This window comes from Streptomyces sp. NPDC024017, assembly GCF_040638895.1.
Lineage (GTDB): Bacteria > Actinomycetota > Actinomycetes > Streptomycetales > Streptomycetaceae > Streptomyces.
This window is the reverse complement of record NZ_JBEZYZ010000004.1, coordinates 344,096-369,968: the sequence shown is the minus strand read 5'-3', so window position 1 is coordinate 369,968 and position 25,873 is coordinate 344,096. Positions and strand designations below refer to the sequence as shown.

20 protein-coding genes are annotated in these 25,873 nt (G+C 71.1%); 11 read left to right on the top strand and 9 right to left on the bottom strand.

Annotated features, from left to right (window positions below):
* The first annotated feature begins 3 nt into the window (after positions 1 to 3).
* Positions 4 to 1,137 carry an ATP-grasp domain-containing protein gene (locus tag AB0G20_RS12990; RefSeq protein WP_361300232.1) on the top strand — a complete coding sequence of 378 codons (1,134 nt, stop codon included), beginning with the start codon at positions 4 to 6 and terminating at the stop codon, positions 1,135 to 1,137.
* On the opposite strand, the gene AB0G20_RS12985 is transcribed toward AB0G20_RS12990, so the two are convergent.
* The 5 genes from AB0G20_RS12985 to AB0G20_RS12965 form a co-directional block, all read right to left on the bottom strand.
* Complete coding sequence (locus AB0G20_RS12985) at positions 1,134 to 1,988, bottom strand: sulfotransferase (protein WP_361300229.1); 855 nt, start codon at positions 1,986 to 1,988, stop codon at positions 1,134 to 1,136. The two genes, AB0G20_RS12990 and AB0G20_RS12985, sit on opposite strands and share 4 nt — an antisense overlap.
* Positions 1,989 to 2,146: 158 nt before the next feature.
* Positions 2,147 to 3,397, bottom strand: a complete 1,251-nt coding sequence (locus AB0G20_RS12980; protein ID WP_361300226.1) for an alpha-L-fucosidase — start codon at positions 3,395 to 3,397, stop codon at positions 2,147 to 2,149.
* Between the two features lie 4 nt (positions 3,398 to 3,401).
* On the bottom strand, positions 3,402 to 6,443 hold the full coding sequence (locus tag AB0G20_RS12975) for a glycoside hydrolase family 38 C-terminal domain-containing protein (RefSeq protein ID WP_361300223.1): 3,042 nt from the start codon (positions 6,441 to 6,443) through the stop codon (positions 3,402 to 3,404).
* Positions 6,444 to 6,514: 71 nt separating this feature from the next.
* A complete protein-coding gene (locus AB0G20_RS12970) occupies positions 6,515 to 7,855 on the bottom strand; it encodes a 6-phospho-beta-glucosidase (protein ID WP_361300220.1) in 1,341 nt (446 codons plus the stop codon).
* Entirely contained in the window at positions 7,852 to 8,616 is a 765-nt protein-coding gene (locus AB0G20_RS12965; RefSeq protein ID WP_361300933.1) for a DeoR/GlpR family DNA-binding transcription regulator, read from the bottom strand. The genes AB0G20_RS12970 and AB0G20_RS12965 overlap by 4 nt, the downstream gene beginning before the upstream one ends.
* 149 nt (positions 8,617 to 8,765) lie before the next feature.
* Between AB0G20_RS12965 and AB0G20_RS12960 the strand changes: the two genes are divergently transcribed.
* The 9 genes from AB0G20_RS12960 to AB0G20_RS12920 all read left to right on the top strand — a co-directional run bounded on the left by AB0G20_RS12960 (position 8,766) and on the right by AB0G20_RS12920 (position 21,477).
* A complete protein-coding gene (locus AB0G20_RS12960) occupies positions 8,766 to 9,818 on the top strand; it encodes a carbohydrate kinase family protein (protein ID WP_361300217.1) in 1,053 nt (350 codons plus the stop codon).
* A 47-nt stretch (positions 9,819 to 9,865) separates the two neighbouring features.
* Positions 9,866 to 11,143 carry an extracellular solute-binding protein gene (locus AB0G20_RS12955; RefSeq protein WP_361300214.1) on the top strand — a complete coding sequence of 426 codons (1,278 nt, stop codon included), beginning with the start codon at positions 9,866 to 9,868 and terminating at the stop codon, positions 11,141 to 11,143.
* Positions 11,144 to 11,267: 124 nt separating this feature from the next.
* Complete coding sequence (locus tag AB0G20_RS12950) at positions 11,268 to 12,152, top strand: sugar ABC transporter permease (RefSeq protein ID WP_361300930.1); 885 nt, start codon at positions 11,268 to 11,270, stop codon at positions 12,150 to 12,152.
* Positions 12,149 to 12,997 (top strand): carbohydrate ABC transporter permease, encoded by an 849-nt coding sequence (locus tag AB0G20_RS12945; protein ID WP_361300211.1) that lies wholly within the window; start codon positions 12,149 to 12,151, stop codon positions 12,995 to 12,997. Before AB0G20_RS12950 ends, AB0G20_RS12945 begins: the two co-directional genes overlap by 4 nt.
* A 231-nt stretch (positions 12,998 to 13,228) precedes the next feature.
* Positions 13,229 to 14,098, top strand: a complete 870-nt coding sequence (locus AB0G20_RS12940) for an alkaline phosphatase family protein (RefSeq protein ID WP_361300927.1) — start codon at positions 13,229 to 13,231, stop codon at positions 14,096 to 14,098.
* The gene (locus AB0G20_RS12935; RefSeq protein ID WP_361300208.1) at positions 14,095 to 17,028 is read left to right on the top strand and encodes a glycoside hydrolase family 2 TIM barrel-domain containing protein; all 2,934 of its coding nucleotides are present in this window, start codon (positions 14,095 to 14,097) and stop codon (positions 17,026 to 17,028) included. The genes AB0G20_RS12940 and AB0G20_RS12935 overlap by 4 nt, the downstream gene beginning before the upstream one ends.
* Before the next feature lie 47 nt (positions 17,029 to 17,075).
* A complete protein-coding gene (locus AB0G20_RS12930; RefSeq protein WP_361300205.1) occupies positions 17,076 to 18,902 on the top strand; it encodes a LamG-like jellyroll fold domain-containing protein in 1,827 nt (608 codons plus the stop codon).
* Positions 18,903 to 18,927: 25 nt separating this feature from the next.
* Positions 18,928 to 20,598, top strand: coding sequence for a PHP domain-containing protein (locus AB0G20_RS12925; RefSeq protein WP_361300202.1), 1,671 nt, complete (start codon positions 18,928 to 18,930; stop codon positions 20,596 to 20,598).
* A 51-nt stretch (positions 20,599 to 20,649) separates the two neighbouring features.
* Positions 20,650 to 21,477, top strand: coding sequence for a PaaX family transcriptional regulator C-terminal domain-containing protein (locus AB0G20_RS12920; RefSeq protein WP_031134966.1), 828 nt, complete (start codon positions 20,650 to 20,652; stop codon positions 21,475 to 21,477).
* On the opposite strand, the gene AB0G20_RS12915 is transcribed toward AB0G20_RS12920, so the two are convergent.
* The 4 genes from AB0G20_RS12915 to AB0G20_RS12900 are packed head-to-tail and all read right to left on the bottom strand — an operon-like array spanning position 21,468 to position 25,237.
* Entirely contained in the window at positions 21,468 to 21,923 is a 456-nt protein-coding gene (locus AB0G20_RS12915) for a MaoC family dehydratase (RefSeq protein WP_361300199.1), read from the bottom strand. The genes AB0G20_RS12920 and AB0G20_RS12915 overlap by 10 nt on opposite strands.
* 8 nt (positions 21,924 to 21,931) lie before the next feature.
* On the bottom strand, positions 21,932 to 23,434 hold the full coding sequence (locus tag AB0G20_RS12910; protein ID WP_361300196.1) for a long-chain fatty acid--CoA ligase: 1,503 nt from the start codon (positions 23,432 to 23,434) through the stop codon (positions 21,932 to 21,934).
* 10 nt (positions 23,435 to 23,444) lie between these two features.
* Positions 23,445 to 24,320 carry an amidohydrolase family protein gene (locus AB0G20_RS12905; RefSeq protein WP_361300193.1) on the bottom strand — a complete coding sequence of 292 codons (876 nt, stop codon included), beginning with the start codon at positions 24,318 to 24,320 and terminating at the stop codon, positions 23,445 to 23,447.
* Positions 24,320 to 25,237, bottom strand: coding sequence for an SDR family NAD(P)-dependent oxidoreductase (locus AB0G20_RS12900; RefSeq protein WP_031134960.1), 918 nt, complete (start codon positions 25,235 to 25,237; stop codon positions 24,320 to 24,322). The genes AB0G20_RS12905 and AB0G20_RS12900 overlap by 1 nt, the downstream gene beginning before the upstream one ends.
* A 94-nt stretch (positions 25,238 to 25,331) precedes the next feature.
* On the opposite strand from AB0G20_RS12900, the gene AB0G20_RS12895 reads away from it, so the two are divergent.
* The gene (locus AB0G20_RS12895; protein WP_199808830.1) at positions 25,332 to 25,850 is read left to right on the top strand and encodes a MarR family transcriptional regulator; all 519 of its coding nucleotides are present in this window, start codon (positions 25,332 to 25,334) and stop codon (positions 25,848 to 25,850) included.
* The last annotated feature ends 23 nt before the right edge of the window (positions 25,851 to 25,873 follow it).

Sequence of the window (25,873 nt, the reverse complement as noted above, 5' to 3'; positions counted from 1 at the left end):
TGCATGGTCTCTCGCGTACGCGTCTGGCTCAACCGCACGTACGCGGAGAACGTGTTCTTCATGGATCAGCTGCGGAGAAATCCCAGCGACCGGGCCGTCGAGATCCATGCGACCCACGGTGACCCCGACTCGCCGGTCCTGGCCGCCGCCGACACGGCCGAGCTGGAGCCCGAGAACCTCTCCCCCGCCGGGTATGTGGAGTACGCGCTGGACCAGTGCGCGCGGCGCGGCATCGACGTGTTCGTGCCCCGGCTGCACCAGTCTGCGATCGTGGCGCACCGCGCCGAGTTCGAGGCGGCCGGCACGGCGGTGCTGGCGCCGCCGCCCGAGGCCGTGGCCGTCTTCCACGACAAGGTGATCGCCTACGAGGCGGTCCAGGCGATCGGCGTGCCCGTGCCGCCGTGGTGGCGGGCCCGCTCGGAGGACGAACTCGTCGCCGCTGTCGAGGAGTTGGAGGCGGGCGGGCACAAGGCGTGCTTCAAGCCGGCGTCCGGGGCCGGTGGGGTGGGCTTCCGCGTGATCACGCGTACGCCCTTCTCGCTGATGCATCTGAGCGGGTTCCCGAGCCCGTACGTGCCGCTCGACCTGGTGCTGGAGGCGCTGCGGCGGGCCGAGGAGCCGGTCGACTGGCTGGTGATGCCGCGCCTGGAGCAGCCCGAGGTGTCGGTGGACTGCCTGACCGGCCCGGACAACCGGCTCCGGCTTTCGGTGGGCCGCACCAAGAACGGCCGCCGCCGGGGCTTCACCCTGCACGAGCAGTGGCTGGACCCGGCCCGGCGGATCGCCGAGGGCTTCGGTCTGCACTACCTGTCCAACATCCAGTTCCGGATGTTCGGCGACCGGCCGGTCCTCATGGACGTCAACACCCGACCGGCCGGCGGACTGCACCAGCTGTCCCTGTGCGGGGTCAACGCCCCCTGGGCCGCCGTGCAGCTGGCCCTCGGCGAGGACCCGGGCGAGATGGTCCCGCCGTTCCTGGGCCAGGACTACACGGTGGTGTCGGGGCCGCGCCCGCTGCGGCCGGTGTCGCTGCCGCAGCAGCGGGCCGAGGCCGCGGCGGAGCCCCTGCCGACGGTGCCGGTCGACTCCGTCGGGGCGACGGCCCCGCAGAACACGGTCGGGGCCCTGCCGCTCTAGACGGGGTAGCCCCACGCCCGGGCGAGTTCCGTCAGGCGTGGGGGCAGCTCCACGTCCGGGTCGGCGGTGCGGGCCGTCTGGATGCGGCCGGACTTGATGGTGCTGGACCAGTCGCCCAGCTGGGGGCGGAAGGTGCCGTGGTCCTGGCTGCCGTAGTCGAGCATGCCGGGCTCCCAGGGCAGGCCGAGGTGGTCGCAGATGCCGCGGGTGACCTTCTCCGGCTCGGCGGTGAGTTCCTCGTAGGTGATCACGTGGGGGTCGAGGTTCCGGCGGGCCTCCTCCAGCTTCTCGCTGTAGTGGAGGACCTCGGCGCGGACGGCTTCGGGATCGGGGTCGGCACGGCGGTCGGTGAGGGACGCGACGACCGCGCCGGGGTGGCGGAGCAGCAGGATGTAGCGGGCGCCCGGCCAGCATCGGTGCAGCCGGGGCCAGATGAGGGTGTTCGGCGGGGTCTTGTCGACGATGACGTCCTTGCCGCTGCGGGTGAGTTCGAGGTGCAGCACCCGGTCCCACAGCACGTGCTCCAGCTCGTCCTTGTCGAGGTGGAGTGCCCGCATGGCGTCCGCGGTGAACTCGCGGGACAGGTTGACGTGCACGGTGCGCAGGTGCATCTCGTGCGGGGCGCGGATGCGGCTGTGGCTGTTGAGCAGCACGCGCAGCAGGGTCGATCCGGAGCGCACCGACGACAGGACGAAGACCGGTGATTGCACCAGCCGGGAGGCGGGCGGGGCGGTGTAGGGGTCGGTGGCCGGGCGGGGGCCGGGGACGGCGTCGAGGTTCCGGCGCGGGCGGCTGACCGCTTCCCTCACCAGCCTTCCGCGACGCTTCAGTCCCTTGCCGATCGCAGACATGCGCGGGTCTCGCACCGTGACACCTTTCCTTTTCGCCGGGCATTCCGCATCCCAGGGGGAGCGGGCGAACTCAAGGTGTCCGGTGGGCGAACCGGCGTGCTCACGGGCATCCACATACCGCCCGTGAGCAGGCCACTCACCGGTTTCTTAAACTTTCGTCAGAACCGTCCGGCTCCGCGGTACAGCTCCAGTTCTCCTTCCAGTTCGACGGCCAGCACCGTGGCGTGCGGGTCGAGGTCCGCCGTCGCGGGGGGCTCGATCCAGAGGATGCCGGGCGTCTCGTGGAGGCCGCCGGTGATGCGGTGGGGCAGTTCAGTACCGCTGCCCAGGACCGAGACCCGGCGGACCTCGCTGAGCAGGCCACGGACGTTGATCTCGGCGCGCGGGGCGTCGAAGAGGGTCAGGTAGAGGGTGCGGCGGTCCTTGGAGAGGGTGCTCGGGCCGTAGTGGTGGCCCGGCGGGAGTCCGCGTACGGAGCCGTACACGGCCTCGGCGTGCTTGGCGATCCAGTCGCCGAGCCCTTCCAGCCGCTCTGCCTGCTCGTCCGTGATCGTGCCGTCCTCCCGCGGGCCGACACTGAGGAGCAGGTTGCCTCCGCCGCCGATGGTCTCGGCGAAGTAGCGGATCAGCTGGTCGACGGACTTGTGGTTGGGGTCGTGGTGCTGGTGGCCCCAGGAGTCGTTGATCGTGAGGCACAGCTCCCAGGGGCCCTCCGGCGGGATGACGGGGGCGCCCTGCTCGGGGGTGGCGTAGTCGCCCTCGCTCAGCATCCGGGCGTTGAAGACGACATCCGGTACCTCGGAGCGGATGAGAGCGGCGAGTTCGGGGATGCGCCACTGCTCCTCGCTGCGGTCCCACTCGCCGTCGAACCACATCAGGTCGGGCCGGTAACGGCTGGTGAGTTCGCGGATCTGCCCGTCGCGGTAGGCGAGGAACCTCTCCCACGCCTCCAGGTCCTCGAACTCGGCGGCGACCTCGGAGTAGCGGTTGTCCTCCAGCTCCGGCGGCCGGCCGGGCTTGCGGGTGGAGGCGTAGTCGGGGTGGTTCCAGTCGGAGTGGGAGTAGTAGAGGCCGACCTTCAGGCCCTGCTCGCGCAGGGCCTCGGCGTAGCCGGCGATCAGGTCGCGGCCCACGTTCAGGTCGCCGTGGGCGGTGTCCCACAGGGCGACCCCGTCGTGGTGGCGGCTGGTCAGGACGGCGTACCGGGCCCCGGCCCGCGCGAAGAGCCTCGCCCAGTCGCGCGGGTCGTAGCGGGCGGCCGTGAACCGGTCGAGCTGGGACATGTACTGCTCGTGCGGGACGATGTCGTCGTAGAACGACCAGGACTCCTGGACGCCGTCGACGGCGTAGATGCCCCAGTGGACGAAGATGCCGAGCTTGGCGTCCTCGAACCACGGCTGCATGGCCATGCGGTCAGCCCCTGCGCAGGCGGAGGGTGAGGATCTGGAAGGGCCGCAGCGCGACGGCGACGGCGCCGTCGGTGATCTCCGCGTCCTGGAGCGGGCGCTCCAGCAGGTCGGTGATCTGGGCGCCGGCGAGCGGGAATCCGGTGCGCAGGGTGCCGGTGGCGCGGCCGCCGCGGGACTCGTAGAGCCGTACGACGACATCGCCGGAGGCGTCGTCGGCGAGCTTGACCGCCTCCACGGTCACGCCTTCGCCCTCCGCGGAGACGACCGGTTCGGGGGCGCCTGCCGCATCGGCCACCCGGAGGGGCAGGTTGAGGGCGTAGCCCTCGGCGACGGCGTCCTCGATGGTCGCGCCGGGCAGCAGGGCGTAGGTGAAGCGGTGGCGGCCCTGGTCGGCCTCGGGGTCGGGGATGCGCGGGGCGCGGACCAGGCTGAGGCGGACGGTGGTCGTGGTGCCGCCGTCCTCGCGGACCGTGCGGGAGACGTCGTGGCCGTACGTCGAGTCGTTGATGACGGCGACGCCGTAGCCGGGTTCCCCGAGGTGCACCCAGCGGTGGCCGGAGACCTCGAAGCGGGCCGCCTCCCAGCTCGTGTTGGTGTGGGTGGGGCGCTGGACGTGGCCGAACTGGATCTCGGCGGAGGAGTGCGGGGCGCGGATGTCGACCGGGAAGGCCGCCTTGAGGATCTTCTCGGTCTCGTGCCAGTCGATGTCCGTCTCGATGTCGATCCGGGGGCTGCCGGCGCGGACGGTGATCGTCTGGGTGATCGTGGAGCCCTTGCCGAAGGACCGCTCGACGCGGATGGCGCCGACCAGCGGGTCCTGCTCGACGACCGCGACGGACGCGGCGTCCAGGAGGTCCGTGTAGCGGTTCTTGTAGTGCTTGTCGATGTCCCAGGCGTCCCAGTAGTTGGGCAGGTCCGTGTGCAGACGGAGCAGGTTGCCCGGCTCGGCGAGGACCTCGCGGCCGGCGCGCAGGTCGCGGACGGAGGACAGGGTGCCGTCCTCGGCGACCTCCACGCGGACCAGTCCGTTGTCGAGGACCAGGCCGTCCACCGTCACCGGCTGCGGGGGCGCCGTGTCGGCCAGGGGCGCGGAGCCGCTCGCGGGTACCTCCACGTACGCCGGCGCGCCGTCGGCGGTGCGGACCACTTCGGCGCGGTCGTAGGGGCTGGTGTTGAAGACGCGGGTGCCGCCGGCGCCCAGCGCGGCCACCGCCTCGGCGGTCAGCGCGTGCAGCTCGCGGGCGACGCGGGCGTACTCCGCCTCGGCCTCGCGGTGTACCCAGGCGATGGAGGAGCCGGGCAGGATGTCGTGGAACTGGTGCAGCAGCACCGTCTTCCAGAGCCGGTCCAGCTGCTCGTGCGGGTAGGTGTAGCCCGGCGCGTGCAGGGCGGCCGTGGTCGCCCAGAGTTCGGCCTCGCGCAGGAGGTGCTCGGAGCGGCGGTTGCCCTGCTTGGTGCGGGCCTGGGACGTGTACGTGGCGCGGTGCAGCTCCAGGTAGAGCTCGCCGACCCACACGGGCGCGTCCGGGTACTCCTCGCGGGCCTTGGCGAAGAACTCGTCTGGGTGTTCGACGACGACCTTCGCGGAGCCCTCCAGGTCGGCCAGCCGGCGGGCGCGTTCCATGATCTCGCGGGTGGGGCCGCCGCCGCCGTCGCCCCAGCCGAAGGGGGCCAGGGAGCGGGAGGCGCCGCCCTTCTCCTGGTAGTTGCGGACCGCGCGGGACATCTCCTCGCCGCTGAAGCGGGCGTTGTAGGTGTCGACCGGCGGGAAGTGGGTGAAGATGCGGGTGCCGTCGATGCCCTCCCACCAGAAGGTGTGGTGGGGGAACCGGTTGGTCTGGTTCCAGGAGATCTTCTGGGTGAGGAACCACTCGTTGCCGGCGAGCTTGGCGATCTGCGGATAGGCCGCGTTGTAGCCGAAGGAGTCCGGCAGCCAGACGCCCTTGGTCTCGATGCCGAAGTGGTCCATGAAGAACCGCTTGCCGTGGATGAACTGGCGGGCGACGGCCTCGCCGCCGGGCAGGTTGCCGTCGGACTCGACCCACATGCCGCCGACCGGCGCCCACTGGCCGTTCTTGACCGACTCCTGGATGCGGGCCCAGACCTTCGGGTAGTTGTCGCGCACCCATTCGTACTGCTGGGCCTGGGAGCAGGCGAAGATGAAGTCGTCGTACTCGTCGGCGAGCGAGGTGACGTTGGAGAACGTGCGGGACGTCTTGCGCTTCGTCTCGCGGATCGGCCAGAGCCAGGCGGAGTCGATGTGGGCGTGGCCGACGCCGGAGATCGTGTGCGCGCTGGCGTGCGCGGGCTTGGACAGCACCGGCTTGAGCGCCTCCCGGACCGCGGCGGCCGAGCCGGAGACGTCGTCCAGGTCGAGCAGGTCCATGGCCCGGTCGAGGGCGTGCGCGATCTCGTGCCGGCGCGGGTCGTGCTCGCCGAGCTCCAGCATCAGCTCGCGCAGCACCTGCACGTCGAGGTCGAGGTGGAAGACCTCCTCGTCGAGGATGGCGAGGTCGGCGCTGCGGAAGGTGTAGAGCGGCTTGTCGCCCGCGGTCAGCTTGTCGCCGAGGGGCGTGACCTTGGAGAAGTTGTCCGCGAGGATGTCCGGGTTGGAGGCGGCCTCGACCAGGTAGTCGACCGTCTCGCCGCCCTGCGCGGGGTTGGCGATCGCCACGTACTGGTTGAGCGGGTTCACGGCCTTCAGCGGGGTGCCGTCGGTGAGGTGCACGAGGGCCTCGGCCTGGTTGCCGGGCCAGTCGCCGACGAAGCCGAGGTCGATGACGGCCTCGACGCGGCGGCCCGCCCACTCCTCGGGCACCTGCCCGCGCATGCGGAACCAGGTGGTGCCCCAGGGCGGCCCCCACGGGGTGCCCATCGCGAACGGCTCGTAGGAAGCGGCGGCGGCCTCCTCGAACGGGACCGGCTCCCCCGGGGCCTGCCAGGCCTCCACCTCGAAGGGGACGGTGGCCGCGTAGACCGCGGTCTTGATGCGCTGGTCGTGAAGGCGCTGCACGCGCTCCTCGATGCGGCGGCTTTCGTCGTGCATGAGATATCTCCAGGAAGCGGGAAGAGCGAGCAGGCGGGAAGCGGTGGGGGAAAGCGCTTACCGGTCGGCGTTCACCTAAGGTACGCCAGCCCGGGGTGGACATCGGTGTAGCCCTCGACCAGCCTGCGGGCCACATTGACGGAGTCGACGAGCGGGTGCAGGGCGAAGGCCTTCACGGCCGTCGCGCGGGAGCCGGAGCCGGCGGCGGCCAGCACCTCGCGCTCGACCGCCTTGACCGCGCAGACCAGGCCGGTGGCGTGGTCGGGCAGCGGGTCGACGGTCACGGGGTGGGCGCCATTGGCGTCGACGAGGCAGGGGACCTCGATGACGGCCTCCGCGTCCAGGACCGACAGCGTGCGCCGGTTGCGGACGTTGAGGATCAGGGTGGTGCGCTCGTCCCGGGCGATCGCCCGCATGAGCGCGAGGGCCACCTTCTCGTAGCCGCCGGACAGGTCGTCCTCGTCGCGCTCGCCGGCGCCCGCCGTCTCGCGGTTCTCGGCCATGTACGTGGCCTCGCGCTCGGCGCGGGTCCGGTCCCAGGCCTTCAGGGCCGGGGCGTGCGGGTTCTTCATCTCGGCGTAGAAGCGGGCCTGCTGGTCGTGCAGGAACGCGCCGCGGGTCTTCTCGGCCTGCTGGTAGGCGCGGACGGCCTCGCGGTTGAAGTAGTAGTAGTGCAGGTACTCGTTGGGGATCGCGCCCAGGGACCGGAGCCAGTCGGCGCCGAAGAGCTTGCCCTCCTCGAAGGAGCCGAGCAGGTCGGGGTCGGCGAGCAGCCGCGGCAGTTCGTCACGGCCGGCGACGTGCAGGCCGCGGACCCAGCCGAGGTGGTTGAGGCCGACGTAGTCGATCCACGCCTCGCCCGGGTTCTCCACGCCGAGCACACGGGCGATACGGCGGCCGAGACCGACCGGGGAGTCGCAGATGCCGATGACGCGGTCGCCGAGGTGGCGGGACATGGCCTCGGTGACCAGTCCGGCCGGGTTGGTGAAGTTGATGACCCAGGCGTCGGGCGCGAGCCGGGCCACCCGCTGCGCGATGTCGACGGCGACCGGGACGGTGCGCAGGCCGTAGGCGATGCCGCCCGCGCCCACCGTCTCCTGGCCCAGCACGCCCTCGGCGAGGGCCACGCGCTCGTCGTTCGCACGCCCTTCCAGGCCGCCGACGCGGATCGCGGAGAACACGAAGTCGGCGCCGCGCAGGGCCTCGTCGAGGTCCGTGGTGGCGCTCACCTCGGGCGCGTCGGCGACGCCGGCCGCCTGCTCGGCGAGGACGCGTGTCACGGCCGACAGCCGTCCGGCGTCCAGATCGTGCAGCACGACATGGGTCACCCGGCCCTCGGCGTGGTCCTGGAGAAGGGCTCCGTACACCAGCGGCACGCGGAATCCTCCGCCGCCCAGAATCGTCAGCCTCACGCTTGCACCTTTCCCACCACGACGACCTCGACGCCCGCCTCCTGGAAGGAGGCCCGCGTCGCCGCATCGACCGGCTCGTTCGTCACCACCGCGTTCAGTTCCTCGGGACCGCAGACCTTCGCCATCCCGTGCCCCGGGAACTTCGCCGCGTCGGCGAGCAGCACCACCTTCTCGCCGGCCTTGATCATGGCGCGCTTGACCGGCACCTCCACGACCGTCGTGTCCATGACCTGCCCGCCGGGCCGCACCCCGCTGGTGCCGAGGAAGAGCCAGTCGGCGTGCAGCTGGCGCAGGTTGTCCTCGGTGAGGAAGCCGACCAGGGAGCGGTACTCGCGGCGGACCATGCCGCCGAGCAGGACCAGCTCGATGCCCTCGTCGTCGGCGAGTTCCTCGTAGACCACCAGGTTGCTCGTGATCACGGTGAGCCGGCGGCCGTGCAACTGCCGGGCCAGGCGGTAGGCCGTCGTCCCGATGTCCAGCAGCACCGACTGGCCGTCCTCGATCATGGCGGCGGCGCGTTCGGCTATGGCGTCCTTCTCGGACACGCGCACCTCGGCGACCTCGGCGAAGGGCTGGTCGCCCTCCTCCACGACGGCGCCGCCGTGCACGCGCGTGAGCAGTCCGTCTTCTTCCAGTTTGACCAGGTCGCGCCTGATTGTGGCAGGGCTCACGCCCAGTTGCTCCGAGAGGTCGGTCACGGAGGCGGGCCCGCCGGCACGCAGGGCCCGCAGGATGAGTTGGTGTCGTCGTTCAGCCAGCACGGCGGGAACACTACTCGTCATCTTCAATCATTTCCATGCTCAGTTCTGCTCGGGTATTGACCAATCTCTCTGAGCAGCGCACGATTCCGGCCAGAGAAATGACGAGTTTTGACGATCTCCGTCGAAGCCGTGAGCGAGAGGACACATCCGTGGACGGTGACCGGCCCGATGTGCTGCTGACCGGGCTGCTCTTCTACGACCTCGTCCTCACGGGGCTCGGTAAGCCGCCGACACCGGGCGAGGAGATCTGGACCCGGGGCATGGGCTGCGGCCCGGGCGGCATCGCGAACCTCGCCGTGGCCGCCTCCCGCTTCGGCCTCAGCACCTGTCTGGCCACGGTGTTCGGCGACGACTTCTACGGCGAGCACTGCCGGGACGTCCTGTGCGACCAGGAAGGCGTCGACCTCTCGCTCTCCCGCACAGCGGACCACTGGCCGACCCCGGTCACCGTCTCCGTCGCCTACGGCCACGACCGGGCCCTGCTCACCCACGGCCAGGAGCCGCCGTACTCGCAGGACGTGCTGATGGGCGACCCGCCCGACGCGCGGACCGCCCTGGTGCACCTCGAGGCCCGGCCCCGCGAATGGCTCGCCAAGGCCGCCGCGAACGGCACGCAGATCTACGCCGACGTCGGCTGGGACCCCACCCAGGAGTGGTCGGCGGCGCTCCTGGACCAGCTGGCCCTGTGCCACGCCTTCCTCCCGAACGAGACCGAGGCGATGGCCTACACCCGCACCGACAGCGCCGTGGCCGCGCTCGGCATCCTCTCCGAGCTGGTGCCGGTCGCCGTGGTGACACGGGGCGGGGACGGCGCCCTTGCCGTCGACCAGATCACCGGCGAGTACGCCGAGGTCCCGGCCCTGGACACCGACGTCCTGGACGCGACGGGCGCCGGGGACGTCTTCGGCGCGGGTTTCGTCGCGGCATCCCTCGGCGGCTGGCCGCTGGCGGAGCGGCTGCGGTTCGCGGTGCTCGCGGCGGGGCTGTCCGTCCGGCATCACGGCGGTGCCCTCGCGGCCCCCGGCTGGTACGGCGTCGAGCGCTGGTGGCGCTCCCAGACCGACCCCGAGCTGCGCCGCGCCTACGGCTTCCTCGCCGACCGCATCCCGGCCGACGCCGGCCCGCCCGTGCACCATGCCCCCGTCACCCCGCCGGCCCCCCACACCCCCGCCGGTCCGCGCGCCTCCGAAGGGCCGCACTGACCCTCCCACCCCTCTGGCACGTCGAACAGGAACAACAGGAGTGACCCGTGGACCTTTCTCGTAGAGGCTTCCTCCAGGCCGCCGCACTCACCGCGGCCGCCTCCGGTCTGACCGTCGCATGCGGCGGGGGCTCAGGATCGGCCGGCAGCAAGAACGGCAAGAACCTCACCTTGTGGTACTGGGGAGGCGCGCTCAGCGACAAGGTGGTCGCCGAGGCGAAGACGCACTTCAGCGGCCAGGTGAAGCTGACCGCCGCCTCCATAGGCGGCGACTTCAAGCAGAAGCTGACCACCACCCTCGCGGCGGGCGCCTCCGTGCCCGACATCACCGGCATCAAGGGCGAGGACATGGCGTCCTTCCTGCCCAACGCGAACCGCTTCCTCGACCTGAACGACCTGGGCTTCAAGAAGATCGCGTCGCAGTACCTGGACTGGAAGACCAAGCTCGCCCGGACCGAGGACGGCAAGCAGATCGGCTTCCCGATCGACATCGGCCCGACCGCGCTCTTCTACCGCGCGGACATGTTCGACAAGGCCGGACTGCCCACCGACCCCGACAAGGTCGCCGCCCGGGCCGGGAGCTGGGAGGAGTACTTCGCGCTGGGCACCGAGCTGCGCGCGAAGGTGCCGGGCACCTACCTGGTCAACAACATCGGCTCGGTCTTCAACATGGCGGTCGGGCAGGGCACCGAGCGGTTCATCGACAGGGACAACCGCTTCATCGGCGACCAGGACCACATCCGCAAGGCGTGGACGACGGCGGTCCGCCCCTACACCCTCGGCCTCGACGCCAAGATCAACGACAACACCTGGAACGCCGCCGTCGGCAAGAGCCTCAGCACCGAACTCGGTGCGGCCTGGCACGCGCTGGACATCGAGCAGGCGGCCCCGAAGACCAAGGGCAAGTGGCGGGTCTGTGCGATGCCCGGCGGGCCGGCCAACCAGGGCGGCTCCTACCTGGCCCTGCCCAAGCAGTGCCGGAACCCCGAAGAGGCGTTCAAGATCATCAGCTGGATACTCAGCCCGGAGAACGACGCCCGCGGCTTCGCCGACGCCGCGATCTTCCCCGCCGCGCCGGCGGCGTACACCATGCCGGCCATGACGGGTGGCGACCCCTTCTTCGGCGGACAGAAGGTCATCGAGGTGTTCGGCCCGGCCGCCAAGGCCATCCCGGCCGCCTACGAGGCACCCGCCGACGCCGCCGTCATGGCACCTTTCATGACCGAGCTGTCCAGCATCGAGGCCAAGGGCAAGAAGCCCGACGCCGCCTGGAAGGACGCGGTCGCCCAGGCCAAGCAGATCGCCCGGCGACAGGGGGTGAACTGAGGTGTCCTCACCTCCGGTCACCGGTTCCGCCGCGGTGCCCCGGCACCGCGGCGGGCCCGGCCCGGCCCGCTTCCGCCCGCGGCGCACGGCGCCCGCGGGCGCCGTGCGGCCAGAGCGTCGCGGGGTGCTGTCCCACTGGCGGCAGTACCTCGCGGTCTCGCCCTTCTTCCTGATCTTCGGCATTTTCTCGTTCTTCCCGGTCTTCTACTCGCTGTACCTCGCCTTCCAGCGCTGGGACGGCATGGGCACCGTGCAGTTCGTGGGACTGCAGCAGTTCCGGTTCCTCCTGGACGACCCGGTCTTCTGGCTGTCGATCCGCAACACCCTGGTGATCTGGGTGCTGTCCACCGTCCCCACGCTGTTCGGCGCCCTGGTGCTGGCGACGCTGCTGCATTCGGTGCGCCGCTTCAAGGGCTTCTACCGCATCGCCCTCTACGTACCGAACGTCACCTCGATCGTCGCCGTGTCGATCTTCTTCGGCGCGGTGTTCAGCAACAACTTCGGCCTGGTCAACGCGATCCTGGGCACGGTCGGCATCCCACCCGTCCCGTGGCTGAGCAATCCGTGGCTGATCAAACTGGTCATCGCGCTGCTGATGACCTGGATGTGGACCGGCTACAACATGATCATCTACCTGGCCGGTCTCCAGGCCATCCCCGGCCAGATCTACGAGGCGGCCAGGCTGGACGGCGCCGGGCCGATCCGTACGTTCTTCCAGATCACGATGCCGATCATGCGGCCCATCATCCTGTTCACCGTCATCATCTCGACCATCAACGGCCTGCAGAGCTTCAGCGAGCCCCAGGTCCTGTTCGGCAGCAACGCCGCCAACCCGAACCTCGGCGGCCCCGGCCAGGCGGGCCTGACCACGCTCCTGTACTTCTACCAGTCGGCCTTCGTCAACAACGACTACGGCTACGGCGCGGCCATCGTGTGGGCCTTCTTCGTACTGATCATGGTGCTGGTCGTCGTCAACTGGCGTCTGGTCCAGCGCGGGAGGAAGTCATGACCGCAGTGGTCCCCAGGCGGTCCCGGCGCCCCAAGGGCCTGACCGCGCACATCGTCCTCGTCCTGGCGGTCCTGATCTCGGTCTTCCCGTTCGTGTGGACGATCGTCATGGCGACGAACACCACCGAGGACATCTACAAGAGCCCGCCGAAGCTGACGTTCGGTTCGCATCTGCTGGAGAACATCGGGCACGTGCTCGACACCATCGACTTCTTCGGGTCGATGCTGAACACGCTGGTCGTGGCGTCCGTGACCACCGTCCTGGTCCTGTTCGTCGACTCCCTGGCGGCGTTCACCTTCGCCAAGTTCGACTTCCCCGGCCGCAAGGTGCTGTTCGCCATGCTGGTGGGGTTCATGATGCTGCCGCTCCAGCTGGCCGTCCTCCCGCAGTTCATCCTCATGTCCGACATCGGCTGGGTCGGCACCCTCAAGGCGCTGATCCTGCCCGCCCTGGCCAACGCCTTCGGCATCTTCTGGCTGCGCCAGTACATAGAGAACGGCGTGCCGGACGAACTCCTCGACGCCGCGCGCATCGACGGCGCGGGGTTCTTCCGCCAGTACTGGAACATCGTGCTGCCGATGATCAAGCCCGCGTTGTCCTTCCTCGCCATCTACGCCTTCGTCGGCGCCTGGAACGACTACATCTGGCCGCTGGTGGTGCTGAACGACCCCGGCCACCTCACCCTCCAGGTGGCGCTCGCCCAGCTCCACGTCGGCCACACCACCGACTACAGCATGGTCATGGCGGGTGTGCTCATGGCGTCCGTGCCGCTGGTCGTGATCTTCACGATCTTCGCCCGCGGGTTCATCGCGGGCGCCACGGAGGGGGCGGTGCAGGGCAGTTGACGCCCTGAGGGGCCGCGCCCCGTCAGGGGCGCGGGCCGGTATCGACATGCGGCTCCGCCGCGTGGGCGCGACCAGCCACAGGGGACGCGCGGCCGAGAACCGGCCGGCGGTCCCGAGCTCTTGGTACTGGGCGGGCGGGCAGGCCGGTGCAGCAGGCGCCGACGACGAGGGAGGCAGGCAGTGACGGACTTCGACATCGGCACCGGGCACGGCAAGGTGCTCGTCGTCAGCATGGACGGACTGCGCTACGACCGGCTGACCCGCTCCCCCTCCACCGCACCCGTGCTGCACCACCTGATGGCCACGGGTTCCCACGGCACGAGCCTGCTGCCCTACGGCCGAGCCGACGACGACCCCTCGGCCGGCGTGGCCTACACCGACTCCGGGCCCGGCTGGTCGAGCATCCTCACCGGGGTGTGGCCCGACCGGCACGGGATCACCGGCAACGACTTCAAAGGCGCCGACTACGCCCGCTACCCCGACTTCCTGACCCGCGCCGCCACCGTCCGGCCCGGTCTGCGCACGGCGGCCGCCGTGTCCTGGCCGGCCCTGGTCCGCCGCGGCACCCTCGGCCGGGCCATCGGCCGACGTGTGCGCCACAACGGTGAACGGTGGGGATACGAGACCGCGGACCGCCGCGTCGCCCGCACCGCACTGCGCTGGCTCACCAAGTCCGACCCGGACGTCCTGTTCGTGTACTTCGGCGCCACCGACGAGGCCGGCCATGACACGGGCCCCCTCTCCCCCGCCTACGACCGGGCCCTCCTCGCCCAGGACGCCCACCTCGGACGGCTGCTGGAGGCGATCGAGGCCCGGCGCGCGGTTCCGGGGCGCGCCGAGGAGCGCTGGACCGTGCTGGTCACCACCGACCACGGTCACCTCGACTCCGGGGGCCACGGCGGCGACTCGCGTGCCGAGCGGGAGGTCTTCGTCATCCTCGCCGAGCCCGGCGGGCCCGAAGGCACCCGGCTCGTCGCTCCCCGCCTCGTCGACATCGCACCCACCGTCCTGGACCGTCTGGGCATCCCGATCGACCCCGCCTGGGGCCTGCCGGGCCGAGCCCTGCCCCGGCCCACCACACCGACTGCGGAACGGTCATGACCGACGAACTTCCCGACCCCCTGATCGCCCTGCGCCCCTGGCAGGCACCCGAGCTGACCTCGTGGGGCCGGCTGCCGATGAACGCCGTCGACCGGCGCCCCGGAGCCGTGTCGCTCGACGGCGACTGGCGCTTCCAGCTGCTGCCCGCGCCGGACGCCCCGCTCGGGGAGGTCTGGTCGTCGTCGTACGTGCCCGGCGTGTGGACCGTGCAGGGCACGGACGACCTCCCCCAGTACCTCAACGTCCGCATGCCGTTCGCCGAGTTCCCGCCGGACGTGCCCGCGGCCAACCCGACCGGGGTCTACGAGCGTTCCGTGGACGTGCCCGCCGAGTGGGCCGGGCGGCGGATCGTGCTCCAGGTCGGGGCCGCCGAGAGCGTGCTGCTGGTGCACGTGGACGGGCGGCCCGTCGGAATCTCCAAGGACTCGCACCTGGCGGCCGAGTTCGACCTCACGCCGGTGGTGCGCCCCGGAGAGCGGGCCACCGTGCGCCTGACCGTGGTGAAGTGGTCGGACGCCTCGCACATCGAGGACCAGGACCAGTGGTGGCACGGCGGGATCACCCGCTCGGTGCTGCTGTACGCCGTCGACCCGCTGCATCTCGCGGACGTGACCGTGCGGGCCCGGCGGGACGGCGACCTGCTGGTGGAGTGCCGGGTGCGGGACGCGGGCGGGGCGCTGCCCGAGGGCTGGTACGTCAGCGGGGAGCTGGACGGGCGCCTGCTCACCCAGGACGCGGAGTTCGACCGGGCCAACGCCGAGGACGAGCGTGTCTCCGAGTTCCTCGGCGAGGCCCGGCTGCGCGCCGCCGTGCCGGAGGTGCGCACCTGGAACGCCGAGACGCCCGAGCTGTACGGCCTGACCGTCCGCCTCCACCGCGCCGACGGCACGGTCGCCGACACCTCACGGCACCGCGTCGGTTTCCGTGACGTCGAGATCGCCGGCCGGGACCTGCTGGTCAACGGCGAGCGGGTGTTCATCCGGGGCGTCAACCGGCACGACTTCCATCCGCTGACGGGGCGCACGGTGTCGTACGACGACATGCGCGCGGACCTCGTCCTGCTGAAGCGGTTCGGCTTCAACGCGATCCGCACCGCGCACTACCCGAACGACCCGGCCCTGTACGGCCTGGCCGACGAGCTCGGCTTCTACGTGGTCGACGAGGCCGACCTCGAGTCCCACGACCACGCGCACGAGATCGCCGACGACCCGCGCTACCTGAACGCCTTCGTGGACCGGGTCGCGCGGATGGTGCTGCGGGACAAGAACCACCCGTCCGTCATCGTCTGGTCGCTGGGCAACGAGTCCGACTACGGCGCGAACCACGACGCGGCGGCGGGCTGGGTGCGCCGGCACGACCCGACCCGGCCTGTGCAGTACGAGGGCGCCGCCAAGCGCGGCTGGGCGGATCCTGACCTGGCCTCCGACATCGCCTGCCCGATGTACGCCCCGATGGAGGACTGTCTGGCGCACGCCCTGTCGGGCACCCAGACCAAGCCGCTCATCCAGTGCGAGTACTCGCACGCCATGGGCAACAGCAACGGCACGCTGGCGGACCATTGGGCGGCCATCGAGGCCACCCCGGGTCTTCAGGGCGGGTTCATCTGGGAGTTCTGGGACCACGGCATCCTGCAGCGTGTGAACGACGGCAGACCGGCCGGGCGCGGGGGCGCCGGGCTCTATGACAACGGTGTCGCCGCGCCCGGGCATCGCTGGGCGTACGGCGGTGACTTCGGCGAGAGGGACCACGACGGCGCCTTCATCGCCGACGGTGTCGTCTTCCCCGACCGCACCCCCAAGCCGGTGATGTTCGAGCACCGGGAGATCGCCGCGCCGGTGCGGATCGACTGTTTCCGGCACGAGGGTGTCGTCCTGAGCAACCACCAGCACTTCCGGGGCCTGGAGTGGCTGTCCGGCGAGTGGGAGCTGTCCCTCGCCGACGGCGCCACGCTGACGGCGCCCGCCGAACTGCCCGTCCTGCGGCCCGGTGAGACAGCCGCGGTGCCGCTGCCGTTCGCGGTGCCGGAGGACGGTGGCGAGGCGTGGCTGACCCTGCGGGTCACGACGGCCGGGGACGAGCCGTGGGCGCCGCGCGGCACGGTGGTGTGCCTGCCGCAGGTCCGGCTGCGGGCGGCGCACCCGCCGGCGCACGCCCGGGTCCCGGCCGGCACGGTCGAGGTCGACGAGGACGGGCTGCTGGTCCATCCGCTGCTGACGGCCGCGCCCACGCTGTCGCTGTGGCGGGCGCCGACCGACAACGACGAACTGGGCGGCACGGCGGCCCGCTGGCGGGACTGGGGCCTGGAGGCGCCCGCCCGCGAGGTCGTCTCCGTACGGCGGTCCCCGGGCCGGGTCGCCGTGGTGTCCGACTACCTCTGCGCGGGCGGGACCGTCCGGCACGAGCAGGTGCTGACGGCCGTGGAGGGCGGGCTGATCGTCGACGAGAGCGCCGAGTTGCCCGAGGCGCTGCACGACGTGGCCCGGGTGGGGACCGTGTTCGAGACGGTCGCCGGGCTGAACCTGCTGGAGTGGTTCGGGCAGGGGCCCTGGGAGTCGTATCCGGACCGGGCCGCGGGCGCACCCGTCGGCCACCACTGCCTCCCGGTGGACGAGCTGTTCACGCCGTATCTGCGACCGCAGGAGAGCGGTGGGCGGCACGGCGTCCGGCGGTTCACCCTGTCCGCGCCCGACGCCACCGGCCTCGCGGTGCGGCTGGACCGGGCCCGCCAGGTCTCCGTGACCCGGCATCGCGCGGCCGACCTCGCCGCCGTCGCGCACCATGACGAACTGGTGCCGCGGGCCGGGTGCGTGGTGCACATCGACGCGGCGCACCGCGGGCTGGGCACGGCGTCGTGCGGGCCCGACACCTTCGCTTCCTACCTCGTCGCGGCAGGCGTCCATCGCTGGAGCTGGACGCTGCGCGTTCTCTGAGTTCTCCCCCCTCTCGATCACCGTCTCAGTCACCTCATGGAGCACCCGTGTGCACTTCGCATGACCACGACCCGGGCGAGGCGCCCCAGGCCGGTGCCGGAAGACGCAGTTTCCTTCGCGCGACAGCGCTGCTCGGCGCGAGTGCGGCGGCGGTGACCGCGTTGCCGGCCGCCGGCGCCGAGGCGGCGACCTCGACCTGGCGCCCCGACCCGCACAGCCGGCGGTTCACGCTCGCCGTGATGCCGGACACGCAGTACCTCTTCGACGGGCCGAGCATCGACAAGGCGCCGGTCGAGGCCTCGCTGCGCTATCTGCTGGAGCACGGCAGTCAGGAGAACATCGTCTTCCTGTCGCACCTCGGGGACCTCACGCAGAACGGCGCGAAGGAGGAGTTCGCCGCGATCGGCGAGGCGTTCCGGCTGCTGGACCGGCGGGGCGTCGGCTACAGCGTCCTGGCCGGCAACCACGACGTGAAGCCGTCGACGACCGACCAGCGCGGCACCACCCCGTACCTGGATGCCTTCGGGCCGCGGCGGTTCAAGGAGCAGCGGACGTTCGGCGGGGCCTCCCCGGACGGCTACAACTCCTTCCACCTGTTCACCGCGGCCGGCCGGGAGTGGCTGGTGCTGGCGCTGGACTGGCGGCTGTCGCCGCAGGGCTACGCGTGGGCGAAGGACGTCCTGGCGCAGCACCCGAAGACGCCGGTGATCCTCACGACGCACGAACTGGTCGTCGAGGACGACACGCTGTCGGACTACGGGCAGCAGTTGTGGGACCGGCTGATCGAGGACCACGACCAGATCTTCCTCACCCTCAACGGCCACTATTGGCCGGCCGCCCGCGCGACGCGCCGGAACGCCGCCGGGCACGACGTCCATCTGCACCTGACGAACTACCAGAACCGCTACTTCGGCGGCGCGGCGATGATCCGCCTCTACCGCTTCGACCTGGACCGCGACGTCATCGACGTGGAAACGATCTCCCCCTGGATCCTCGGCCGGGCCAAGAAGGGCCTCAACGAGCTGGAGCGGCAGGAGATGGAACTGAGCGGCGACGCCGACCGGTTCTCCGTCGAGATCGACTTCGAGAAGCGCTTCTCGGGCTTCGCACCCGTACCCGCCCGTCCGGCCCGGCCCGTCTCGAAGCTGCTGGTCCCGGGCACGATGGCCTACTGGCGCTTCGAGAGCCCCGCCGACGGCACGGTCCGCGACCTGTCCGGGCGGGGCAACGACCTCTCCCTCGTCACCGTCGGCGGCGGCGCGCTGGGCTGGTCCGCGGACCACCACCCCGACCAGCCGGGCCACGGCAGCCTGGAGTTCCAGGGCTTCAAGTCCCCACTGAAGGGCGCCTACCTGCGCACGGTCGACGACGCTCCGCTCAACCGGGCCACCTTCGAGGACGGTTACACCATCGAGGCGTTCTACCGGCTGCCCGCCGACTGGGACCCGGACCACAACGCCTGGTCGGGCCTGGTCTCCCGCACGGGCACGGGCGGCGCCGCCGGGAAGACCGCCGACGACCCGGACGAGCCGCTGGCCACGCTGTCGCTGTCGAACGACCGTGAACCGCAGTGGGCGATGCGCCCGCTCGACCAGCAGGGCATCGCCACCAACTGGGGTCAGGAGACCCCGCTGGAGACCTGGTGGCACCTCGCGGTCGTCAACGACGGCAGGCACACGACCCTGTACATCGAGGGCTGCCCGGTGGTCCGCAACCCCAAGGCGTCCTCGGTCGGCATCACTTCGGTGGGACTGCCGTGGCTGCTCGGCGGCTACGAGTACGGCGGCGAGATCGACCAGATCCTCCACGGCCGGCTCGGCGATGTCCGGATCGTCGCCCGGGCGCTGCCCGTCACCTCCTTCATGAACCACTGACCTCACAGAACCCGCGAGATCCGTCATGACCGAGCAGCAACTGCCCTCCTGGGCCGATCCGTCCGTCTCCCCCGCCGCCCTCGACCCGCAGGGCGTGTCCCGCCGCGGGCTCCTGCGCCGCGCGGGCCTGTTCGGTGCCGCGTTCGCCCTCGGCCCGGCGGCGACCCCGGCCCTGGCCGCCGGCGGCGGGAGGCTGGGCGGCGAGGATCCCCGCCTCGCCTACCTCGTCGGCGACCACCACATCCACTCCGTCTACAGCCACGACGCCAAGTACACCTTCTCCCAACTGGCCACCGCGGGTGCGAAGTACGGCCTGGACTGGATGGTGTTCACCGAGCACTCCAACGTCGGGCACGCCGACTTCGGCGCCGCGCTGGAGCACGAGGAGATCCTCAGGGCGCGTGCCGAGAACCCGCGTCAGCTGATCTTCCAGGGCCTGGAGTGGTACATCCCGGCGGCCGAGCACTGCACGGTGTTCACCGCGCCCGGCCCGCACGAGGTCGACGTACTGACCCGCTTCGAGAGCGCCTACGACGGCAAGCTCCTCGGCTACGACAAGGGCGGACCCGCCGACGCGGACACCGCCCGCAACGAGGCGCATGCCCTCAAGGCCCTCAAGTGGCTGGCCGAGCAGCGCCGTTCGGGCTACGTCGACGACGTCCTGGTCCTCGCCAACCACCCCATGCGCCTGGGCATCGACTCCCCGCACGAGATGCGCAACTGGCGGGACGCGGCGCCGGAAATCATGATCGGCATGGAGGGTGCTCCCGGTGCCCAGGGCGCGGCCATCCCCGGCTGGCGGGGGGCCACCTCGATCCGCGGCGAGTACGAGAACAAGCCGTCCACGCAGTCCTGGCCCGGCTACCCGGCGGACGCCTACCTGACGTACGGCGGCTTCGACTGGGCGACGGCGACCGTCGGCGGTCTGTGGGACTCGATGCTGGCCGAGGGCCGGCTGTTCTCGGTCACCACCAACTCCGACGCCCACCGGATCGTCTTCGACACCTGGAAGAACGGCGACTGGCAGCCCGGCCGGACCTTCGACAACACCGGCAGGCTGCCCGACCCGGTGAACACGGACACCCCGCAGCCGGGCAGCGACTTCTGGCCCGGCCAGTTCAGCCGTACGCATGTGGGCGTGACCGGCTACGGCTACCGCGCGGTCATGGCGGGGATGCGGGCGGGCCGGGTCTGGCTGGACCACGGGCATCTGCTCGACGGGCTCGACGTCCGCCTGACCCGGGACTGCGAGCGGGGCCGGGGCGTGACGCTCGGCGGCCGGCTCCGGGTGCGCAAGGGCGAGAAGCTCACGCTGAACGTCACGGTGACGACCGCCTCCCGGCCCAACCCGCAGGGCGTGCTGCCCGAGTTGGCGCATGTGGACGTCATCCGCGGCGCGGTGCGCGGGCCGGTCGCCGACCGTGACACCTGGAAGGCCCCGGACACCCGGGTCGTCCGGACGGCGGACGTCTCGGGCCGCGAGGGCACCTACACCCTGCGCATCCCGCTGACCGCCGGCAGGGAGTCCTTCTACGTCCGGCTGCGCGGCAGCGACGGCAACCGGCACGGCACCGGCCTGCTCGGCGCCTCGGTCGACCCGCACGGGCCGGTGCCGCATCCGCCCGGGGACGGTGACCCGTGGGCGGACACGTGGTTCTACTCGAACCCCGTGTTCGTCGACGTCGAGGGTTCCTGACCCCGGGTACCAGCAGGTCACGGACTGATCCGCGGAGGTACGGTGGGCCGCGTGACCGGTGAAGAGTCGCTGCGGCCCCAGTCCCTCATGCTGACGTTCCTGGGTGACCAGGTGCTCGGGCGTGACGTGTGCGTGTACTCGGGCAGCGTCATCGACGTGTTCGCCCGCGCCGGGATCGGCGAGCAGGCCACCCGCTCCACGCTGACCCGCATGGCGGGCCGTGACCTGCTGCGCCGCCAGCGCGAGGGCCGTCGTATGTACTTCGGGCTGACCGAGCGCTCGGAGGCGGTGCTGCGCGACGGCGAGCAGCGGATCTGGCAGACGGGTGCCGTCAACCGGCGGTGGGACGGCACCTGGACGCTGCTCGGCTTCTCCCTGCCCGAGTCGTGGCAGCGCCAGCGCCACGATCTGCGCTCCCAGCTGACCTGGAGCGGCTTCGGCGCCCTCTTCAACGGCCTGTGGATCGCCCCCGGAGAGGTCGATGTGTCGGCCCTGGTGGCCGAGCTCGGCCTTTCCGCCCACGTGAAGGTCTTCCGGGCGCACGCGGACACCGGCATGGACATCGGCCAGATGATCGAGGAGACCTGGGAGCTGTCCGACCTGGCCGGGCGCTACGAGGGCTTCGTGCGGCGCTGGCAGCCCTGGGAGGACGAGCTGCCGGACGCCGACGACGCCCTCGTGCTGCGCCTGCGCCTCCAGACGGAGTGGCTGCAGATCGTCCGGTGCGATCCGCGGCTGCCCGTCAAGCACCTGCCGGACGACTGGCCGGCCGAACAGGCCGAGAAGACGTTCCGGGCCGTGCACGAACGGCTCTCACCGCTCGCCCGCGACGCCTCAGAACGCCTTCTGGACCTGGTGCCCGCCCGGCCTCAGGCGTAGAACCGCGACAGGCTCTGCAGCACCGCGGCCGGCTTGCTGCCGCCCTCGATCTCGATGGCGCCCTCGACGGTGATCTGCACGCCGCCCGGCACCTCCTCGACCTCGGCGAGCTTCGCCACCAGCCGGATGCGGGAGCCGACCTTCACGGGGGAGGGGAAACGCACCTTGTTGAGGCCGTAGTTGACCTTCGTCGTCACGCCCTGGACGTCCAGCAGTTCGGTGAACAGGGGGATGAAGAGGGAGAGCGTGAGGTAGCCGTGCGCGATGGGGGCTCCGAAGGGGCCCTCCTTGGCCTTCTCGGGGTCCACGTGGATCCACTGGTGGTCGCCCGTGGCGTCGGCGAAGGTGTCGATGCGCTCCTGCGTCACCTCGATCCACTCGCTGGTGCCGAGGTCGCTGCCGGCGAGCTTCTTGAGTTCGTCGAGGCCGTTGACGGTGATGCTCATGCGGATCCTTACTGGTTGCCGTAGCGCGTACGGACACGGGACTTGAGGAGTTTTCCGGAGGCGGTGCGCGGGAGTCCGTCCGCGACCACCACCGACTTCGGGATCTTGTACTTGGCGAGGCGGCCCGCGAGCGACGCGAGCACCTCGTCGGAGTCGAGGACGGCACCCTCACGGGGCACGACGACCGCGCGCGGCACCTCGCCCCACTTGTCGTCCGGCACCCCGATCACCGCGCACTCGACGATGTCGGGGTGGGCGAGGAGCTGGTCCTCGATCTCGGCGGGGTAGATGTTCTCGCCGCCCGAGATGATCATGTCCTTGATGCGGTCGACGATGTGGACGTAGCCGTCCTCGTCGACCTGGGCGGCGTCCCCGCTGCGGAACCAGCCGTCCGCGAAGGAGGCGGCCGTCTCCTCGGGCAGCCCCCAGTAGCCGGGCATGACGTGCGGGCCGCGCACCACGATCTCGCCCACCTCGCCGGCGTCGACCGGGGACAGGTCGGGCCGGACGACGCGTACGTCGCTGAAGAAGTGGGGCACGCCCGCCGAACCCGCCTTGGCGACGGCGTGTTCGGCGTCGAGGAAGAGCGTGCCGGGAGCGGCCTCGGTCATGCCGTAGCCCTGGAGGAAGGTCAGGCCGCGCTCCTGGTACGCGGCGATCAGCGGGGTGGGGACCGGGGAGCCGCCGCAGGTGAGGATGCGGAGCGACGACAGGTCCGCGTCCGGCCAGCGCGGGTGGCGGGCCACCTGGTCGAACATCGTGGGCACGCCGAACATGAAGGTGATCCGGTGCCGTTCGACGAGGTCGAAGGTGGCGTCCGGGTCGAAGGCCTCGACCAGGACGCAGGTGCCGCCCTTCAGCAGGACGGGGAGCGTCAGCATGTTCAGGCCTGCGGTGTGGAACAGCGGGGCGGAGACCAGGGCTCGCTCGTCGGCGACCAGATCGTGGTCGATGAGGACGTTGATCGCGTTCCAGGTGAGGTTGCCGTGGGTGAGCATGGCGCCCTTGGGGCGGCCGGTCGTGCCCGAGGTGTACATGATGATGCAGGTGTCGTCGGCGCCGACCGGTTCGTCGATCGGCTCCCCGGGCGCCTCGGCGACGGCCGCCTCGTACTCGCCGCCGACCTCCAGATAGACGCGGACGTCCGTGCTGCCGGGCAGGCCCGCGACCAGACCGGCGTAGGACGGGCCGTAGACGAGGGCTCTCGCACCGGAGTCGGCGAGCTGGTAGGCGATCTCGGGGCCGGCGAGGCGGATGTTGAGCGGGACGAAGACCGCGCCGAGCGTGCCGGCCGCGAACAGGGTCTCCAGGTAGGAGGGGTGGTTCGGGCCGAGGTAGGCGATGCGGTCGCCACGGCGCACGCCCCGGGCGCGAAGGGCGTGCGCCAGGCGGGTGGTGCGGTCGTGCAGGCCGGCGTAGGTGCGGGTGGTGTCGCCGTGGATCAGGGCGGTGCGGTGCGGGGTCTTGCGGGCCCGGCGTGCGGGCCATGACCCCAGTCCCTCGTTGCGCATGTCACGCCCCTTACGGTTTCGTCAGCCCGAGCAGGCGGGCCGCGTTCTCCTTGAGGATCTTCGGCCGGACCTCTTCCTTGATCGTCAGCTTGTCGAAGTCGGCGAGCCAGCGGTCGGGGGTGAGGACGGGGAAGTCGGAGCCGAAGAGGACCTTGTCCTTCAGCAGCGTGTTCGCGTACTGCACGAGCTGCGGCGGGAAGTACTTCGGCGACCAGCCGGACAGGTCGATGTGCACGCCCGGCTTGTGCGTGGCGACGGCCAGGGCCTCGTCCTGCCAGGGGAAGGACGGGTGCGCCAGGATGATCTTCAGGTGCGGGAAGTCGGCCGCCACGTCGTCCACGTGGAGCGGGTTGGAGTACTTCAGCCTGATCCCGCCCCCGCCGGGGACTCCGGCGCCGATGCCCGTCTGGCCGGTGTGGAAGAGGGCGATCGCGCCCGTCTCCTCGATCACCTCGTACAGGTCGTACGCCACCGAGCGGTCGTTGGGGAAGAAGCCCTGGATGCTGGGGTGGAACTTGAAGCCCTTCACCCCGTACTCCTCGACCAGGCGGCGGGCCTGCTTGACGCCCGCCTTCCCCCGGAAGGGGTCGATGGAGGCGAAGGGGATGAGGACGTCGGCGTTGGCGGCGGCCGCCTCGGCGACCTCCTCGTTCGGGACGGGCGCCGTGCCGGTGGCGGACTCGGCGTCGACCGTGAAGATCACGGCGGCCATGTTCCGCTCGCGGTAGTAGGCGGCGGTCTCCTCCAGGGTCGGCTTCCGCTTGCCCTCGACCTTGAAGTAGGCGGAGGAGGCGTCGTGCAGGTCGTCGTCCAGCGAGGAGTGTCCCTTGGACGACACCTCCGCGTGGGTATGGACGTCGATCGCGACCAGGTGCTCCAGGTCCATCACGCCTCCGGGGACTTCGGCGCCGGGATGCCGACCGACTGGAGCTCGGCACCGACCGAGGTGGGCCAGGCGTCGGCCAGCGCGCCGGGGGTCCAGCCGCCGTCGGCGTAGGCCGCCCTGATCTCCTGCGGATGCGACCAGAGTGCCACCTTGTCGCCGCCGATGCCGATGGCCTGGCCGGTGACGCCCCGGGCGGCCTCGGAGGCGAGGAACGGGACCAGGGCCGCGCAGTCCTCGGGCGTGCCGAAGCCCTCGCCCTTGCGCAGGAAGTCCGGCAGGGGCTCGCCGTTCTTCATGGCCTCGATGTACGGGGCGAAGGCCGGGATGGTCTCGGTCATCGCGGTGGCGGCGACCGGCACGATCGCGTTGACGGTGATGTTCGCGCGCCCCAGCTCCATGGACCAGGTGCGGGCCATGGCGGCGATGCCGGCCTTGGCGGCGGCGTAGTTCGTCTGGCCGAAGTTGCCGCGCTGGCCGGCCGGGGAACCGACCAGGATCAGCGAGCCGCCCTCGCCCTGCTCGCGCATCCGGACGGCGGCGGCGCGGGCGCAGGTGAAGGTGCCCTTGAGGTGGGTGGTGATCACCGCGTCGAAGTCCTCGTCGGTCATCTTCCACAGCACCTTGTCGCGCAGGATGCCCGCGTTGGTGACGAGGACGTCCAGCCGGCCGAACTCCTCGACCGCGCGGTTCACCAGCCGCTCGGCGGCCTCGGAGGTGCCGACCGGGACGACCTCGGCGACGGCCCTGCCGCCCGCTTCCTCGATGGACTTCACGGCCGCCTCGGCCACGGCCTCGTCGACGTCGTTGACCACCACGGAGGCGCCGTGGGCGGCCAGGGCTTGCGCGTAGGCGAGGCCGAGGCCTCGGCCGCTGCCGGTGACGACGGCGGCCTTGCCGGAGAGATCGATGCTGGGCACGGGTGGGTCCCTTCAACACGGGTTCGACTTCGAGATCGAAGCTAAGAGCAATAATTGTTGACGTCAATAGTTGTTGGCGACCTACGGGTGCGAGATGCTGGAATCTCCAGGAAGCGCCGAGCACAGGGAGCCCGCCATCACTCGCCAGAACGTCACCCCGAAGCCCATCGACGCCCACGAGCCGTGGATGCGCGGGCTGCACGCCGACACGGGCTACCTGCTGTACCGCCTGGGCCTGCGCTCGGGGCAGCTCTTCAACGCCTGCCTCCAGGAGTCGGGCCTGCGCCTGCGTCACTACGCGGTGCTGCGCTTCCTCGCCACCGCCGAGGGCGCCCTCCAGCGCGAGCTGAGCACCCGGCTCGGCTACGACCCGAGCGCGATCGTCGGCCTGGTCGACGACCTGGAGAAGCAGGGCTTCGCCGAGCGCCGCCCCTCCCCCGACGACCGCCGCAGCCGGATCGTCGTCCTGACCGAGAGCGGCCGCGCGTTCCTGCGCGACACCGACGAGGCCGGACTGCGGGTGACCAACGAACTGCTGGGCCCGCTGGAGGAGGCCGAGCGGGAGGCACTGCACGCGCTGCTGCTGCGGATCGCGGAGGACGGCCTGAACTGATGTTGTGCAAATGATTGACGGCT